The following is a 15,781-nucleotide window of genomic DNA, read 5'->3' as shown; positions in this document are numbered from 1 at the left end:
TACGACGAAATCTCAGGTTTTTCTTGATCAATTCGGCCAAAATTACGTATGCCGTCCCGTTCGTAGCAACGGGATGTCGGACCAGACGGGAAAATCGCAATTTTTTGCGACGCCTTCGCCGCCGTCCGGGGTTGTACCCTTCGGCGAACTGCGCAGTTCACTGAATACTGAACACCGCTGTCTCGACGGCGGATCGTAGGAATTGGCGGAATTTATGAGGACGCTGGAAGTGACCCGGAATGGATTCGCCAGGTGGACCTTGCGGGCCCTCCTGATGGGCGCGATCGCCTCGAGCGGCCACCTGTGTGCCCAGGACGGTCCTTCATTTAACCGTGGACCGTTCGGACCTCCCGGGGGCGACTTCCGAGGGTTCGATCGTGGTCGCGATTCCGACCGCGGAGACCGGGACCGCGACCGGAGTGATCGCGACCGCCGCGACAGCTATGGCGGGGATCGAGGAAGCTCGTCCAGCTACGGTCCGGGTGGCGCCACCCCGTCCGCCGCACAGTCGTCCACCAGCCGCGTCGAGTCGGTCCGCGTGACGCTCCAGCTCCCCGCCGCCTATGGCGACGTCGACTTCGACCGGGATGGCCAAGTCGGCCTCTACGAATGGCGAAAGGCAAAGCGGCCCTTGTCGCAGTTTACCCAGCTCGACAGCAACCGCGATGGATTCCTGACGCCGCGCGAACTCGAACGGGCAGCGTCCCTTCCCACACTCGCCACGAACACGCCCCCCACCGCGACGCCGACGACGCCAACCCCGTCAGGCACTTCAGCCCCCTCGCCAGCTCCGGTGGCCGGCACGCCGGTTCCCACCGCCACGCCTGCTGCCGCCCCGACCTTCACCTCGACGTTGTCCGACGAGGATCGGTCCAAGGCCGACGAGGCCCAGGCAAAAAGTCTGTTCTCGATCCTCGACAAGAACCGCGACGGAAAGGTCTCGGCCGAGGAAATGGCCGGAAGCAGCCGGATGCGTCCCCTCTTCGAACAGGCCGGGCTGAATTTCAACGAGCCGATGCCGGTCGACCAGTTCGTGTCAAACTACGTCCGCATTCAAAAGGCCAAGCGGACCTGATCGCGCCGCCAGATTTGAGGTCCCGGCGACAAAGTCACTCGCGAGACAGGGTCACGCGCGAGACTGGGCCATGACGCTCAGAATCCCCCTGCAGAAGGCTGGCAGATCATCCGGCTTGCGGCTCGAAACGAAGTGCCGGTCCACGACGACCGGCGCGTCCTCCCAGATCGCCCCGGCATTGATCAGATCGTCCTTGATTCCCGGCGATCCGGTCACCCGCACTCCCTGGTAGATCTTCGCGGAAATCGGCATCCATCCGCCGTGGCAGATGGCGGCAATCAGCTTCTGCCGCGAATGGAATTCGCGAAGCAGGCTCAGCACCTTCGGGTCTCGCCGGAGCTTGTCGGGCATGAATCCCCCCGGGCAAATCACTCCGTGGAAGTCCCCCTCTTCCATGTCGCGAATCGCCGCATCCGAAACGCACGGATACCCGTTCTTTCCCTCATACTTCTCGCCGGCTTCGGGCCCGGCCAGTGTCACGTGGCCGCCGGCTTCCTCAATCCGGTACTTCGGATACCACAGCTCGAGGTCTTCGTAGATATCACCGACGAAGCACAGGAAACGGCGGCCTTCAAGCGGGAGCATTTCTTGAGTCCTTGAGGAGCAGAGTTCTGAAACCAGGAGTCCATCGGATCGGGAGAACGCTCGTCGTGCCGGGCGAGAGTTCCTGAGGCTACCCGCCCTGAGGCTACCCGCATTGTCCAGAACGATCGCAGGCAGGCAACCCGTTCCCATTGGCTCTCGCTCCCGCCCGGGCGCATAATGGCGCTCATTGAGATTGCGGGAGGGACTCCCTCCTCCGCTGGAGGAGACGGGCGGAGTCGGCATTATCCAGGTCACTTCTCCAGCAAATCGACGACGTTCCAATCGGGACAGGCGCAAGGCCCGCGAGCCTCCTTGCTTCTGAACCTGCTGCACCGGAGTTCTCTCGATGGCCACTCCCTCCAACGGGCCGAAACGGTCGGCCGATGCGCTCGCGGAAACCGTGGTTTCAGGGTCCGCAGCGGACCCGACTCGGAAGACCCAGATCCCGCCGTCGCCCCGCGCCGATGGACAAGGTCCCGGCGGCAAGCCCCAGGCGAAAAGCCAGCGCCTGGGCGATTTCGAGGTGAAAAAGAAAATCGGCCAGGGAGGGATGGGCGTCGTCTACCTCGCCCATCAGGTCAGCCTCGACCGCCCCGTCGCGCTGAAAGTCCTCTCGAAAGAAATTGCCAGCAAGCCGGCATTTGTCGAGCGGTTCGTGCGCGAGGCCCGCGCGATGGCGAAAATCAACCATCCCGCCGTGGTGAACTGCTATCACGTCGGCGAAGAAAAGGGGCTGCACTACGTCGCCATGGAACTGGTCGACGGTCGCTCCATGCAGGACTGGCTCAACCAGCTCGGCAAGCTCAGCGTCCCCGACGCCGTCCTCGTCACGCTCGTCTGCGGAGAGGCGCTGGCCCACGCCCATTCGCTCCAGATGGTCCACCGGGACGTCAAGCCCGACAACATCCTCGTCACGCGAAAAGGGGTGATCAAAGTCTCGGATCTCGGCCTCGCCAAGGTGCTTGACGACGAAGATCACTCGATGACCCAAAGCGGCACAGGCCTCGGCACGCCTCATTACATGCCCCCCGAGCAGGCCCGCAACGCAAAGCACATTGATGCCACCTGCGACATCTACGCCCTGGGAGTGACGCTGTACCACTTTGTGACCGGAGCGCTGCCGTTCTCCGGTGAGTCCGTCGTTGAGCTCATCCTGTCGAAGGAAAGGGGGTCCTACAAACCGGCCCGGCAGCACAACAGGGAGGTCTCCGAAAAGCTCAGCCTGATGATCGACAAGGCGATGGCGAGGGACAGAAAAGCCCGCTATCAGACGATGGCCGAGTTCATCAAAGACCTCGAATCTCTGAACCTGGCGAGTGAATCGCTCAGCTTCATCCAGGGAGAAAAGGCGCTCCTCAGGCGCGGCAGCGGAGCGCCGACGATGACCGGCATGAAAACGGCAGCCGCGGCCTCCTCCCGCCCGGTCCCGCCCACGTCGGCGGAAGACGCCGCCAGATCGCGAGAGGCCGTGAGCGACGGAGTCTGGTTCGTCAAACACGACGACGGCGGAGGGCAGACCAAGGTCACCAAGATGACCACCGCCCAGATTACCCAGCTCATGAAGGCCGACCGTCTCGACAGGAAAACACAGGCCGCCGTCTCCACCAAGGCCCCGTTCCTGCCACTGGCCCAGATCCCGGTCTTCGCTGAAGAAGCGATGAAGCTGGCGACCCGCCAGGCGACCAAAGCCAGGAACTCGGATCTGGCCGCCCAGTTCGCAAAGATCGACAAGCAGTACAAACGGCAGAAATGGTGGCGGCTCCTGGCGCGGTTCCGCGACGGGACCCTCGGCCTCGTCGGCTTAATTCTCTACCTTGCCGCGATCGCCGCGGTGATTGGAGGCCTGGTCTACCTCTACCTGAATTTCGGTGCGGGCATTGCCCAGAAATTCGGCCTCCAGAAATAACCTCGCCCCCATCCTCGGGGCGGAGTTGTAATCCGAAGCCACATCGGCAGTTGCGGTCGAAAGTTCGCTCTAGCACCAACGGGGCGTCCCCTGTTACTTTTCCCTCGCAATGGACCGCGGCTCCGTTGCTTCGACCGACATTCCGCCGCGAGCTTCTGGTCATGGATCGACCGATGCGGATCTCCCTGCTGCTCATCATTGGGCTCTCACTTCTCCTGCCGGCAACGGGCTGCTCCAAAGCGCCTGAGCAGGGGGATGGGGACAACGTCGCCTCCGAACTTCCGGACTGGCTGGAAGAGGATGAGGCACGCCCCGCACGCAAGAGCCGCAAACGCTCCTCTGAGGCCGCCGAGGAAGTCGCCTACGACTCCGCCGCCGAAAATGACCGTCCGGCTCACGAGCGTCCGGGCCGACTGGAGCTGAAGCTCAATCCGGGCGACCGTTTCCCCCTCACCAAGGTGGTCGACGTGGAGCTGGCCCAGGCGTCGCTCAACGGCCCTCCGGAGATCAGCCGCCGGCGCCTCGAACTCATGCTGATGATCGAAGTCGCCGACCGGCGAAGTGACCGGACGCAGCTGCGGGTGAAATACGAGCGAGTCAAATACAGCCGCGAAGTCGCCGGCGAGAAGCTCGAGTACGACTCCCGCACTCCCCCGGCCGAAGTTCCGTTCGCGGTCCGCATGTATCACGACATGGTCCGCGACGGCTTCGCGTTCTGGCTCAATCAGGAGAACCAGATCGTGGAAGCCGAGGATTTCAAGGCCTTTCTCAACCGCTGCCTGAGAAACATCCCCGAGGAAAAGCGTCAACAAGCGCTTCTGGAGGCGGAAGGAAACGGCGAAAACGGGATCACCGACTTCATCGACAACAGCATCGCGCTGCTGCCGTTCGGTTACCGCAAGACGGGAGACTCCTGGGACAAGACCCGGAATGTCTCGCGTCCCATTCCGATGGTCATTCGCAACACCTACCGCCTGGAAGAACTCAACGACGAAACCGCGATCATCTCGATTACCGGGAAGGTCGGCGCCTCCACGACCACCGGCGAGTCCCCCATCTCGAACGATTTCCGCGTCACGGTGACCGGCGGCCAGTCGATGGGGGAATGCACCGTATTCCGCGATACGGGCCTGCCTCGCTCGTCACGCGTCGAGACGCTCGTCGACATGCTGGTTCAGGCGCAGAGCGTCGAATTCCGCCAGCAGCAGAGAACCGTGACGACGATCGAGTCGTATCCGGTCGTCGCAGGCGCGGCCGCGACGCGAATCAGCGCTCGCGAGTGAGGCCTTGAGGCATCACGTTTCAACGGGCGTCACCCCTCGGAGCAATCCGCGTCGCTGTAATCGATAAAATCGATACAACCGTCGCGTTGATGCAGGTCGACCACCGCTCCGCCGCTTTTCCGGCTTTTCTCTGATGCCGTTTCGCCCCGGTCGTCAAATCCGGCGCAGACTTCCGCGACAAGATGACGTGCGGCCAGTGCAGCGTGGATGATTGCGGGCCTTTCTTCGCCAACCTCTCCCGGGGACCGGCGGGATCCCCTCTCGCGAACTGGTGAAAACCGGATGGATTCGATGCGCGCATTCCATAGAGTGATCCCCTCAACTCCTGAAAGTTCCTTTCCCATGCGTGAGTCCATCGACACGATGACCGACAGCCGTCGTGCCCAGAACCGCCGGTTTACGAAGGACCGGCGAGTCGCCCCTTCCGAGAGTTTCAAGCCGGAAGAACGCCGGGCGCCCGAACGCCGCAAGGTCGAACGCCGCCGGCAGATCGATCCGACGACCTGCGAACGCGACTACCAGCCAGACGAAGTCGAATTCATGCGGGCCATGGACGACTACAAGCGTCGCAGCGGCCGCCCGTTCCCGACCTGGAGCGAGGTCCTCGAAGTCGTCCGCGACCTCGGTTACCGCAAGGTCGCCGAGCCCTCACGCACCTTCGAAGCCATTCAGAACTGAACAGCCTGCTGAATCGCCCATTCAAGCCCAGCCGTCCAAGCGGCTGGGCTTTTCTCGTAGCCATTACCCCTTCAGCATCGGCTGGGAACGCTTCACCAGCTGCACGCACACTCCCCACGGGTCGCGCAGCATCGCCACTTCATCTCCCCCGGCGACGACCTCCGGTCCGGACACGTGCAACCCTCCCGCGGCCACAAGTCGCTTCACGTCCGCCGCCAGATCGGCCGACACGAATGCGAAGTGAAGTGCAGGCGGCGCCACGGCCGGGAAATCGAGGCTGGGGGCCTGGGCATTCCCATAGATCTCCAGCATCACCTGCCCGCTCTGATCCGCAAGGAAGTGCCCATAGGGCGGGTCCATCGACCGGCGGGCCACGGTCAGCTTCAGATGCTCGACATACCACCGGGCAAAGCCGAGCGGATCAGGGACGTTGATCGCGACGTGTTCAATCTTCATGACGGACTTCGGACTCAGTTTCGGGGTTGAAAATGCCACGAATCCGCCGACCTTGCTCATCATGCTCGATGAGAGTTCGACGGCGCTCGCAACGCGGTTCACGTGGTGAGATTCGCAGTCGGCCGACCGCCGTCGGCGAGGGCCTCCCGGATTCGCAGACAGTAGCCGCTCGCGTCGATGGCCGCAGCCAGCGCTGCCTCAGAGGTCTGTTGCTGTCCCAGGATGGTCGATCGTTTCCGGATGCGTTCGATCATCTGTCGCCAGTCATATCTCTTATCATCCTCGACGGATCGTGCGTCGAGAGACACATATTCGAAGTCAATCAGCAGCGCCGCCAGTGTTTTCCGACACACGAGCACGTTCCCGGGAGACAGGTCCAGATGCACGATCCCCGCATCGTGCATCTTTCCGATCGTGTTGAGGACCGCGGTGAACACCGCAGTGAGGTCGGCCCTCCCCTCCTCCATCAGACGGCGCACGTTCGGAGACGCTGAATACGAGCAGACGACCGCGTCGTCGCTCCGCCAGAGGGGTTGTGGCGAGAGGCCGAGGGGACCGAGAACCGAGTAGGCGTGCCATTCCCTCTGGATGCGCTCCCGGGGGGGAGGCGATCGCCGCGGCAGGTCGGTGTGAACGGCCTTTCGTTTCTGATGCGGGTTGTTCAGTCTGAGCACGCCGAACCGCTCGCCGCCGTGATCCTCGAGGAAGTAGATCGAATCGAAACCGCCCGCGTGCGACGACGGAGCCAGAGCACGCAGCGGAAACTGATGCCTGAGCTCGTCCGTGATTTCGCGGACCCGCTTCCGAATGCCGAAACGCGCCTTCCATTGACGCAACAGGCGATTCGGGGCAACGCTCATTCGAACTCGGCGGACAGGAGAAAGGACTCAGGCGGCCTGTTTTCGACCGCGCGTTCTGATGAAACGCGTCAGGTACGCGGCCAGGGCGATCGACGACTCGGAGACGTTCCCGCCGTTGTGAAACACAAGGTGATCGCACGGGCTTTGGCCAGCGATTCGCAGGAGCATCGCGTCGTCGTACGCGACATGTCCAGCCTCCGTCAGTTCAGGCTTCCGGGCCGAAGTGACCGTATGCGGGGCAACAAGCTGGATCGTGGGCGTCGAAGGGGCGAGCGACTCCAGGCGGCCGATGGCCGGATGAAACCGTCCGTGATCCGACTTCCGACCGAGGTAGAGGAAATCGAGGGGCGACCGGTCGACCAGCAGGGTGCCCGCCCCGCGCAGCCGGCGCCAGGCCAGTGTTCTCCGGAACGCCGAGACGGCTCTCAGGAAGACGATCGTTGCCAGCCGTTCGTCGATGGCCTCGCGGGCGTTCGATGCGCGATGACGGGCCGTCCGGGTGGCCATGCGGTAGATCAGCGAGCGGCGATAAAGCTTCTTGCCGATCAGCGACTCGCTGGCAGCGGTTCCTTCCTCCACAAGAGCGGAGATGAGAGTCGACTTCCCGACTCCATCAACTCCCTGGATGCACACCGCGTCCCCGGATTCGATTTTTCGGCGAAGTCGCCATCGGGAAGTCGCCCGGTGACGCTCATCATCCAGGCGAATCTGCAGCAGCCGCTCGATCTGGATCGCAGCTTCCGAGGGGGCTGGTGGACGAATCCTTCCGACGCGCAGGATATCCCGGAACCAGCGTGCCACGCCGCAACTCGAATCGGAACAATGATGCGTGGCAAAGGATTCGATCCGCGACGACGTATGCGCCGCTGTCAGCGGCTTTCTCTTGGCGATCAGGTGTTGCAGGTAGAGGGCGCCTGCAATGCACGGGGGGAGCGGCTCAATGCCCGACGATTGCGAAAGCAACGGCGCGACATCCTCGAACCGGATCAGCGATCTCCCCTCATGGATCTGTGCCAGGTCGACCCACAGGTCATAAGTCGCGGAGTGAGCAAGATCCGTCGAGAACACGGAGAGCTGCAGCTTCTCCGGCTTGTTGGCAGTCACTCGGAAGTGAACCTCGCCCGCCAGCGCCCTCTCCAGAAGCATCCTCAATAGCGCGGTGACCGACTCACGCGTCCCGAGGAGATCGGCGTCGCCGTGATCAATCAGCCCGCTGTCGACTGGCGAGTCACGAAGCAGCGCAAACCGGAACTGGTCGTTTCCGACGGCGATTCGACGGACAACCTCTTCCAGGCGCTGGCGCGCGGAAGCCGTCTTCGTCTCATCCAACGAGAGGACCGTTGCCCCCATCGCGTCCCTGCGCCTTCTTCGGAATCATTGACCTGCCGGAATCCCAACCAGCATCACTTCCAGTGCTGTTCGACCCACTTCGCCGGGCGAAACTGCTTGTAGACGCGCTTGTACCACGGAGCCGGCCAGTATCCGACGGCCGCATCCGGAGGATTCGGCGTCCCCGGGAAGGCCACGATCCGCGTTCCTGTCGGCAGCCCCGGCTCGACGAAGTAGCGCTTGATCCCCTTCGGAACGCAGTGCACCTTGAAGCTGCGGCACCACTCGTCCGGCCAGAAGTCCATCTCCTTCACGTTCTCGGAGATGTAGGTCTGGGAATTGGAGTACTTCGCCAGCAGTTGAGGATGGTTCGCTTCGAGGTCGGCCTTCAGATAGGGATGGCTGCCGATCCGGAACCGGTAGACCGACGTGTTTCCGATTCGTTTGTCGGGCTGGGTCCAGTTGCGAATGACCAGGAACGACTTCTGTGGCTCATACGTGAAGAAGTCGTCGATCGACGCGGTAATCACGACATCCAGATCGATGAACAACGCATCGCCAGGCTCGAGGCCGTCGACCTTCGGGGCCCACAAGGTCACCTTACGGAATCCACGGTTCTTCTGCGGAGCCGGGATATTGATCACCGGACAGGGATGGCACTGCACCTCCGGCCGGATCCCCTTCACGTTGTCGGTGAGGCAGACGACCCGGAAAGGGCCGGTGATATTGCGGGACACCATGGAGTACAGGCGATTGACGTAATCAGCCCCGTACGCCGTCCCCCAGTTCATACAGATGATTTGTTTCATGAGGCTCCATCCTCGCGCGCAGGAAACTCCTTCCCTGCCGATCGGCCGCGAAGTCTAGGCTCGTCCGAAAACAGGGGATAGGGGAGTTTTCGGGCGGCCCGCCGTGGGCAGATGTCAGTGATTGATCACCAAAGACAAGAAGCCCGGCTTCTCCAAAGAAGCCAGGCTTCCGACGATTCAGACCGTGGCACGACTACGTGTAGTGCATCTCGCGGGTGACGACTGAGCCCGCCTCAAAAAAGGGGCGGATCTCGTGTGGACCATAAACCTTATCCACACGGCGGTTAGGAAAGAACCGGACCTCTCCGATCGACGGGCCTTCCAGCAGAGCGAACTCGGCGTCCCGGCGTTCCATTTCCTCGAGAATCACCGGATGCCAGCCGGCCGAACGCCCTTCCGAGGCGACATAGTTTTCCCGGGCCCAGCGGCGGAGCCGGAATTCTTCCACAAGATCAACGCCGGAATTCAGATGCATCGAACGCTCCGAAGATGGCGGGAACGGCGATCCATCGCACAGATTCAACTCATCTGAAGCATCGGCCGTCGCCGATGCGATCCCGGAATCGAAATCGGCAGAATCCGCCGGAATCCGGCGTGCGTCAGTTCCGCGCCTGCTCAACCAGCCAGGCGTCCGTGACCTCCGACCCTTTGGGCAGCCGCTTGATTCGCTCCAGCACAGCCAGGGCCTGCTCGTCACTCACCGTGGCTCCCAGTTCCGCCAGCCGGCTCGCAACCGCGCGGCGGCCGCTGTGACGCCCCAGAACCAGCCGGATCGGATCCCCCCCGACCAGTTCAGGCCGGTACGGTAGATACGTGTCCGGATTCTTGAGCAACCCGTCCTGGTGAACCCCGGCCTCCGTCGCGAACACGTTCGCCCCGGCCAGCGGCTTGTTGACGGGAATCGGGACCCCCGTCAGCTCCGCGACAAGCTTGCACAGTGGCCCCAGCTTCGACAGGTCGAGCGTGTCCGGCGCGCCGAACTCATCCGGATTCATCGCCATGGCAAGGGCCACTTCCTCGAGCGCCGTGTTCCCTGCCCGCTCGCCGATTCCGTTGATCGTGCACTGGACGACGTGCGCCCCCGCCTGGATGCCCGCCAGGTTGTTGGCAACTCCCAGCCCCAGGTCGTTGTGGAAGTGGATCGCCAGGAGCGCCTTTTCGATATTCGGGACCCCGTCCTGGATCCGGCGCAGCATGTCGTACGTCTTGTCGGGCGTCAGGATGCCGACAGTATCCGCGAAGCCGATCGTCGATGCTCCCGCGTCGATCGCCTCCTTGTAACACTGGCAGAGAAAATCCATCTCCGTCCGGCTGCTGTCCTCCGGGCCGAACGCGATCACGTCGAATTTCGACGTCGCGTACTGAATCGCATCCGTGATCATCGTCAGCATTTCAGACGTCGATTTCTGATGCTTGTGCTGGCGATGGATCGGACTCACCCCGCAGAACAGGCTGACCCCCCGCTTGCGGGTAATCCGTCCCGCCAGCGCCTCGTCGGCCGCATCAATGTCCCCCTTCAACGTCCGGGCGAGACACGTCAGCACCGGCTTCGAGACAGCTGCATTGATGAGCCGAATCGCTTCGACATCCGCCGGCGAAGACGCAGGAAACCCGGCGTCGATCGAATGGACGCCCAGTTCCTCCAGCGCCACGGCAATCCGCGCCTTCTCATGCGGTTCGAGCGTTGCCCCCGGCATCTGCTCGCCATCGCGCAGCGTCGTATCGCTGAACATCACCCGCCCCGCCCGGCGGTGATGCTTGATGATCTGACGCTTGATGGCGGTCTTCAACTTCTTGCGGAGCCAGGGCATTTCCGTTTCCTTCCATCGGCGAACAGAAAGTACCCCGGCTGCTCAGAAGCAGCCGGGGTGCTTGAACGCAACCCTATTTCAGCTCACCTGCCGGCGACCATCCCGGCTGCGGAGTGCGGTGAACCACGGGCGGCTGGTCCCCCTGGATTTCCCGCACCTCGTCGAGAACCCGCGCCACGTCCTTCCTGGTCGGCAGCACCGACAGCGTCACGTTCGTGGCGTACGACTCGCCCGGCTGCAGCGTCACCACCCTCCCCTGCTCGCGTTCATAGGCCTTGAAGTTGGCAAGGTTCGTCGACGGCTCGATGCCGGTGACGTAGCCGTCCGATTCCGGCTGCGTGCACTTCCACTGGACGAACCAGGGGAGGTTGTCCACGTCGAAGCGAAGGGCAACCCCCAGCGTCCCGGACGCATTCACCAGCACTGCGACCGCTTCCCCCTTGGCATTCGCCTTCGGCTTCATGAAGAAGCCTTCCTCGGTGTAGCCGGGCGTCGGCCCCAGGTAGGTCGACCAGGTGTCAGCCCCCTCCGCGGCCCGGGCGTCGCGCGGCACAATCGTTTCCGCCGCCACATGCAGCCGGGCGCCGGCTTCCAGGAAAGGACGGCCGATGTTGATGTGGTAAAGCAGCTGCAGCTCGGCCGGCTTGGAACTCGTGTTCTCGACGACGTCCTGGATCTCGATGTCGCCCGAGAGGACCGGCGAGCCGATCACCGACGACATTTTCAGCTGCGGGCCGAAGAGCACGCTCTCGTAGACCGTCCCCACAACCCCGATCGCCTCGGGGACGTCCGTCTCCTCATCCCCCTCGCCGTAGGACACGATCGGCTCGACGTCGACGGCCGGGAGGTTCGCGATCCGGCCATGCAGCGTGAGGGCCGACTCGATCGGCGACTTCGCCCCGGGATCGTTCCCCGGCGGTCCGTTCGACGACAGCCCGCACCGGCAGACGAGTTCGTTGAACCCTTCCAGCCAGCCCAGGCCGTTGCGGGCTTCGAGGTTCACGAGCGACGGATGAACCGGATGCTTGACGGGTGAGTTCCACCCGAGTTCCCCCTCGACGTTGCGATGGGACGCCTTCCAGATCCCCATCCCGCGGCCGGGGAGAACGGCAATTTCCATCAGGCCGTTGTCAACGTAGAGAATGTCCATTCCACGCCCAGGGCCGGCCGCAATGAAGTCGCGGGAGACCGACGCCGTGCGGCCGGTCTTGTCGAGGACGTGCTCGGAGAGGACCTCGCGCTCGGTGACCTGTTGCTCAAGCGCCGCGTCGAGTTCCTCCATGAAACTGTCCCGCTCGTCCTCGGGCATCGACTGGAACTTCTCAGTGAGGGCGTACATCGATGACGCGACCTCTTCACTGATCGATTTCTGTTTCTTCGCGCTTTTCTTGGCCATGCTGGAAAACGCCGCTTCGAGAGAGGTCGGAAACGTTCGGGTTGCTAGGATGACTGTCTCCGATCTGAATTTCACGCGACCAGCACTCGCGACGCGGAAGTCTCTGCATGCACAGCCTGACCGTCGAAAACTACTGCAAGGCGATTCTCCAGATCGCCATCCGCACGGGTCAGGACAATGTCTCCACGGGTGAAGTCGCCGCCGCACTGGCCGTCTCCCCCGGCACGGTCACGAGCATGCTCAAAACGCTCGCCGAATCCGAACTGGCCCAGTACAAGCCCTACGAAGGCGTGAAGCTCACCAAGTCGGGCAAGACTCTCGCGCTCCGCATGCTCCGGCGGCATCGCCTGATCGAATTGTTCCTCGTCAAAACGCTCGGCCTGTCGTGGGATGAAGTGCACGACGAAGCCGAGAACATGGAACATGCCGTCAGCGACGGGCTCGTCGACCGCATGGATGAGTTTCTCGGCCGTCCCGAGTACGACCCCCACGGTGCGCCCATTCCCCAGGCCGATGGCACAATGCGGGGTGACACCGAAAACGCACAGCCTCTCTCCGACTGCGAAGCCGGAGCGCGGGTCCGCCTGTCGCGCGTGCTCACGCAAAGTCCAGACTTCCTCCGTCACCTCGCCGGCGCCGGCCTGACGCTCGGAGTGGAAGTGGAAGTCGTCGAGAACTCGCCCATCGGCGGAACGATCACGCTGCGAACCGGCGGGCGCAAAACACAGACGCTCGGACACTCCGCTGCCGCGCAGCTGATGGCCACGCCCGTCAGCGGCCGTGCATAGGCTAGCCTCGCAATCGACGGACAAACACAGACTCGAACGCAAAACACCCCGGCGGCTCCAGGAGCCGCCGGGGTGTTTGTCATGAGTGACAGTTAATCCTGGCCCGGAAGCCAGAGCTTCTTCGAGCTGTCGCCCGCTCCGGCCGGCTCGAGAGCGAGACCCGCGCCCGTCGCGCCGACGGTCGTCTCGGCGATCACGACGCCGGCTCCCGGCGGCTCCAGACCGGCCGCGGCGCCCAGCTGGCGAAGCGCGTCGCGGATAGCGGGAAGCTTCGGTCCCATGTTGTTCCACATATCGTCGAACAGCTTCTTCAGCTCCGGGTCTTCCTTGTCTTCCATCCGGACGATGAGTTCCTTCATCTTCCAGGCGACGAGGCTGTTGAACGGCTTGGCCGATGTCTTCGCCATCGACTGGCCGTGCTGAACCCACTTGAGGGCTTCGTCACGACGGAGCGTCTTGCGACAGATGTCGACGAGGGCCTCGAGGGCCTGCTCGCGTTCCTGGGGCATTTCCTCGGCGAGGTGCCCGCGGTTCTCGATGTACTCGCGCAGCGTCTCGTAGGCGTGCAGGTTGTGGCGCGACAGGAGCACGCGACGGAGCAGCGGCTTGAACTGCTCGTCCGACAGCGACTTCAGGTTGACCCGCCGCAGCTGCATGAGCGACAGCAGGTTGACGTTGGCGTCAGCCGGCAGGTCGACCGCTTCCATGGGGGGCAGGTCGTACTGCTGACGGAGCTCGTTGACCGACACGGTCCGGGACCGACTGTCGCAGAAGGCGTCCAGGACGTTAATCGCCGCGGCGAGGGGCACGCGCAGTTCGGCGACGCCTTTCGCTTCGCGAGGACTCTTCCCGCCGAGCGCCTTCAATGCGGTGGTCGGCCAGAGTTCATTGATGGTGCGCTCGTGCCAGGCCTTGCCAACGCGATCACGGGTGGAGGCGGAGGCCGTGAACGGCAGCGAGAACTGCGTTTCCAGCGGGAGACGCTCCTTCGATGTGAACTGCGACGACTTCCGCTCGTCTTCGGTGTCTTCGCGAGCCGGTCCGAGGCAGTCGCCGGCCGCCTCTTCATACGACTTGCGGGCGATGCCGAACTCTTCTCCTTCCAGGCCCGACACGACGCTGACGGCCGTCGCGTCGTCGCCTCCTTCAGGGCTCTTGTTCATGACCATCACGCGGCCGATCACACGGGGCACGCTGTCGAGGTCCAGTCCGTCGGCGGATTCCACGGCCTGGCGGTCGAGGATGTCGTACTGGGCGGCGAGAACATCGCTGAGGCCGGCATTGGCGATGGCCGCCTCGGGCATCCGCACGAGCTTCTTCTGGTCATCCAGCCGGGTCAGCAGCCGGGAGACCGATGCGACGGGGTACGAAACCGCCCGCACCGGAATGTGCTCCGCGTCGCCCAGTGGCTCGAGCAATTGGGCGAGGGTTTCGCATTCAACGGCCACTTCGAAGTTGCTCGAGAGCTGGGCCGCCTTGTGCAGGGCTTCCGACGCGGCGGGATTGCCGTCCCAGGCGCGGAACAGGCCAAGCGTCTGCCAGGCGTCCGAAGAATCGGCCTGCTGCTGGACGACCGGATCGAGGGCTTCGGCGGCCTCTTCCCAGCATCCGACCGCGGAGAGGCGATGGGCCTTCTGGACGGCCTCCTGCGTCGCGTCGTTGCCGGTGAAGCTGGGGGTGTTGTGAACTCCGCGCAGCGGGTAGGCGATCGAGGTGTCGCCGTCGATCTCGACCATCGCCTGAAACGCCTGGCGGCGGTCTTCTTCATCGCCGTAGCGCAGGGCCAGCGCAAAGTGCTGCCGCGAGGCAAGAACCTGTCCGATCGACAGGTAGACTTCGGCCATCGAGGCGGCGAGTCCGGCGACGATCGATGGTTCTGCCTTGAAGCTGCGGCGGAAGGCGCGGTGAATCGCCTTCTTGGACGCCGGGAACCCGTCGGCCTGGAAGGCCGCGAGAGCGTGCAGGGCGTTTGCAGACGGATGATCAGGATTCTTGCGGAGGAACTGGGCCAGCGAGCCCTTGGCTTCGGCGTGCTTATGGTCGGCCAGCAGCGCCCAGCCCTGGGCCGTCGCCACCCACGCGTTGCCGCCGTGTTCCGGCAGCAGCTTTTCCAGCGTTTGCAGGGCCATCCGCGGCTGATTGTTTTCCAGCAGTCTTTCGACCTTCTCCATCTCGGGGAGAATCGCCTGGCAGCAGAACTTCACCTTCTTGCCACTGCCGCACGGGCACAGGGCGTAAGGATCAACGCTCATAATGAGTGTCCTCTCGGAACCCAGAGCCCAGCGCGGCGGGAATTATCGAACCCGCGACGGATGCCTCAAATCCGCCGTAAACGCTGATCTGGATTTCAGTTATACGGAAGTCCGACCTTGGCCGGAACGGGGAGGCAGTTGTACGGTGAGACTGCCAAGATTAACGAAAGCGGCCCTGTTTTGACAGTTTAAGGTGACGTGCCCTTCCCCCGCGGCATTCCCCGGCCGGACACCGCCTCGCGCTCCCTCCCCCACCCTCCCTGCCCCCACCCGCCGCGCAACCGCATCCGAAGGGTGGAGGGAACAATGAACGCAACCAGCCTCGACCCGTCACACAACACCGTCTCACCAGCCGATTCTCACAAACAGACGGCTCCCGGACGCTGCGCCACGCCTCGGCGGAACTTCGCAGGGGAAGAGGGCAAGAAGAGCCATCCGCCTCCCAACCCCGTTCGTCTTGGTTGGTTGCCCGCCGCTTCCCTCGCGAAGGCCCCCAAATCGATGGAAACACGGGCGTTTGAGCACACGGGCAACCTTCGCAAGGGTTGCGCCT

The 15,781-nt window shown here is 63.4% G+C and carries 15 protein-coding genes; 5 read left to right on the top strand and 10 right to left on the bottom strand.

From position 1 onward, the window contains the following. The first annotated feature begins 214 nt into the window (after window positions 1–214). Window positions 215–1,075: an EF-hand domain-containing protein gene (locus tag Pan44_RS27385; protein ID WP_197454045.1), complete on the top strand. Its 861-nt coding sequence runs from the start codon at window positions 215–217 to the stop codon at window positions 1,073–1,075. A gap of 51 nt (window positions 1,076–1,126) precedes the next feature. On the opposite strand, the gene Pan44_RS12505 is transcribed toward Pan44_RS27385, so the two are convergent. Next, window positions 1,127–1,660: a type 1 glutamine amidotransferase domain-containing protein gene (locus tag Pan44_RS12505; RefSeq protein ID WP_145030379.1), complete on the bottom strand. Its 534-nt coding sequence runs from the start codon at window positions 1,658–1,660 to the stop codon at window positions 1,127–1,129. 346 nt (window positions 1,661–2,006) lie between these two features. On the opposite strand from Pan44_RS12505, the gene Pan44_RS12500 reads away from it, so the two are divergent. Both Pan44_RS12500 and Pan44_RS12495 read left to right on the top strand, forming a co-directional pair. Beyond that, complete coding sequence (locus Pan44_RS12500) at window positions 2,007–3,566, top strand: serine/threonine protein kinase (protein ID WP_145030378.1); 1,560 nt, start codon at window positions 2,007–2,009, stop codon at window positions 3,564–3,566. Window positions 3,567–3,739: 173 nt separating this feature from the next. Next, complete coding sequence (locus tag Pan44_RS12495; RefSeq protein WP_145030377.1) at window positions 3,740–4,849, top strand: DUF6263 family protein; 1,110 nt, start codon at window positions 3,740–3,742, stop codon at window positions 4,847–4,849. 29 nt (window positions 4,850–4,878) lie between these two features. On the opposite strand, the gene Pan44_RS12490 is transcribed toward Pan44_RS12495, so the two are convergent. Continuing rightward, a complete protein-coding gene (locus Pan44_RS12490; protein WP_145030376.1) occupies window positions 4,879–5,193 on the bottom strand; it encodes a hypothetical protein in 315 nt (104 codons plus the stop codon). Here Pan44_RS12490 and Pan44_RS12485 point away from each other — a divergent pair. Next, a complete protein-coding gene (locus Pan44_RS12485; RefSeq protein WP_145030375.1) occupies window positions 5,192–5,527 on the top strand; it encodes a hypothetical protein in 336 nt (111 codons plus the stop codon). The genes Pan44_RS12490 and Pan44_RS12485 overlap by 2 nt on opposite strands. Before the next feature lie 63 nt (window positions 5,528–5,590). Here Pan44_RS12485 and Pan44_RS12480 read toward each other — a convergent pair whose 3' ends face one another. The 7 genes from Pan44_RS12480 to Pan44_RS12450 form a co-directional block, all read right to left on the bottom strand. Further along, window positions 5,591–5,983, bottom strand: a complete 393-nt coding sequence (locus tag Pan44_RS12480; RefSeq protein WP_145030374.1) for a VOC family protein — start codon at window positions 5,981–5,983, stop codon at window positions 5,591–5,593. Between the two features lie 98 nt (window positions 5,984–6,081). After that, the gene (locus Pan44_RS12475) at window positions 6,082–6,843 is read right to left on the bottom strand and encodes a lipopolysaccharide kinase InaA family protein (RefSeq protein WP_145030373.1); all 762 of its coding nucleotides are present in this window, start codon (window positions 6,841–6,843) and stop codon (window positions 6,082–6,084) included. Window positions 6,844–6,870: 27 nt separating this feature from the next. Beyond that, a complete protein-coding gene (locus Pan44_RS12470; protein WP_145030372.1) occupies window positions 6,871–8,193 on the bottom strand; it encodes a hypothetical protein in 1,323 nt (440 codons plus the stop codon). Between the two features lie 53 nt (window positions 8,194–8,246). After that, window positions 8,247–8,981 carry a hypothetical protein gene (locus Pan44_RS12465; protein ID WP_145030371.1) on the bottom strand — a complete coding sequence of 245 codons (735 nt, stop codon included), beginning with the start codon at window positions 8,979–8,981 and terminating at the stop codon, window positions 8,247–8,249. Between the two features lie 193 nt (window positions 8,982–9,174). After that, a complete protein-coding gene (locus Pan44_RS12460; RefSeq protein ID WP_145030370.1) occupies window positions 9,175–9,456 on the bottom strand; it encodes a hypothetical protein in 282 nt (93 codons plus the stop codon). A 124-nt stretch (window positions 9,457–9,580) separates the two neighbouring features. Beyond that, window positions 9,581–10,792, bottom strand: coding sequence for a homocitrate synthase/isopropylmalate synthase family protein (locus Pan44_RS12455; protein WP_145030369.1), 1,212 nt, complete (start codon window positions 10,790–10,792; stop codon window positions 9,581–9,583). Between the two features lie 73 nt (window positions 10,793–10,865). Next, window positions 10,866–12,188 carry an aldose 1-epimerase family protein gene (locus tag Pan44_RS12450; RefSeq protein WP_145030368.1) on the bottom strand — a complete coding sequence of 441 codons (1,323 nt, stop codon included), beginning with the start codon at window positions 12,186–12,188 and terminating at the stop codon, window positions 10,866–10,868. A 107-nt stretch (window positions 12,189–12,295) separates the two neighbouring features. On the opposite strand from Pan44_RS12450, the gene Pan44_RS12445 reads away from it, so the two are divergent. Continuing rightward, on the top strand, window positions 12,296–12,976 hold the full coding sequence (locus Pan44_RS12445; RefSeq protein ID WP_145030367.1) for a metal-dependent transcriptional regulator: 681 nt from the start codon (window positions 12,296–12,298) through the stop codon (window positions 12,974–12,976). A 92-nt stretch (window positions 12,977–13,068) separates the two neighbouring features. Here the strand turns inward: Pan44_RS12445 and Pan44_RS12440 are convergent, their stop codons facing one another. After that, window positions 13,069–15,228 carry a hypothetical protein gene (locus Pan44_RS12440; RefSeq protein WP_145030366.1) on the bottom strand — a complete coding sequence of 720 codons (2,160 nt, stop codon included), beginning with the start codon at window positions 15,226–15,228 and terminating at the stop codon, window positions 13,069–13,071. Window positions 15,229–15,781: the final 553 nt, after the last annotated feature.

Origin of the sequence: Caulifigura coniformis, from assembly GCF_007745175.1 — a bacterium.
Lineage (GTDB): Bacteria > Planctomycetota > Planctomycetia > Planctomycetales > Planctomycetaceae > Caulifigura > Caulifigura coniformis.
The sequence above is the reverse complement of the archived record's forward strand: the minus strand, read 5'-3'. Positions and strand labels throughout refer to the sequence as shown.

Excerpts from the sequence above, each read along its gene's own strand:
- Pan44_RS12460 (WP_145030370.1), bottom strand. The coding sequence starts at position 9,456 with ATGCATCTGAATTCCGGCGTTGATCTTGTGGAAGAATTCCGGCTCCGC.
- Pan44_RS12485 (WP_145030375.1), top strand. The coding sequence starts at position 5,192 with ATGCGTGAGTCCATCGACACGATGACCGACAGCCGTCGTGCCCAGAAC.
- Pan44_RS12465 (WP_145030371.1), bottom strand. The coding sequence starts at position 8,981 with ATGAAACAAATCATCTGTATGAACTGGGGGACGGCGTACGGGGCTGAT.
- Pan44_RS12505 (WP_145030379.1), bottom strand. The coding sequence starts at position 1,660 with ATGCTCCCGCTTGAAGGCCGCCGTTTCCTGTGCTTCGTCGGTGATATC.
- Pan44_RS12480 (WP_145030374.1), bottom strand. The coding sequence starts at position 5,983 with ATGAAGATTGAACACGTCGCGATCAACGTCCCTGATCCGCTCGGCTTT.
- Pan44_RS12470 (WP_145030372.1), bottom strand. The coding sequence starts at position 8,193 with ATGGGGGCAACGGTCCTCTCGTTGGATGAGACGAAGACGGCTTCCGCG.
- Pan44_RS12440 (WP_145030366.1), bottom strand. The coding sequence starts at position 15,228 with ATGAGCGTTGATCCTTACGCCCTGTGCCCGTGCGGCAGTGGCAAGAAG.
- Pan44_RS12500 (WP_145030378.1), top strand. The coding sequence starts at position 2,007 with ATGGCCACTCCCTCCAACGGGCCGAAACGGTCGGCCGATGCGCTCGCG.
- Pan44_RS27385 (WP_197454045.1), top strand. The coding sequence starts at position 215 with ATGAGGACGCTGGAAGTGACCCGGAATGGATTCGCCAGGTGGACCTTG.
- Pan44_RS12450 (WP_145030368.1), bottom strand. The coding sequence starts at position 12,188 with ATGGCCAAGAAAAGCGCGAAGAAACAGAAATCGATCAGTGAAGAGGTC.
- Pan44_RS12445 (WP_145030367.1), top strand. The coding sequence starts at position 12,296 with ATGCACAGCCTGACCGTCGAAAACTACTGCAAGGCGATTCTCCAGATC.
- Pan44_RS12495 (WP_145030377.1), top strand. The coding sequence starts at position 3,740 with ATGCGGATCTCCCTGCTGCTCATCATTGGGCTCTCACTTCTCCTGCCG.
- Pan44_RS12455 (WP_145030369.1), bottom strand. The coding sequence starts at position 10,792 with ATGCCCTGGCTCCGCAAGAAGTTGAAGACCGCCATCAAGCGTCAGATC.
- Pan44_RS12490 (WP_145030376.1), bottom strand. The coding sequence starts at position 5,193 with ATGGGAAAGGAACTTTCAGGAGTTGAGGGGATCACTCTATGGAATGCG.
- Pan44_RS12475 (WP_145030373.1), bottom strand. The coding sequence starts at position 6,843 with ATGAGCGTTGCCCCGAATCGCCTGTTGCGTCAATGGAAGGCGCGTTTC.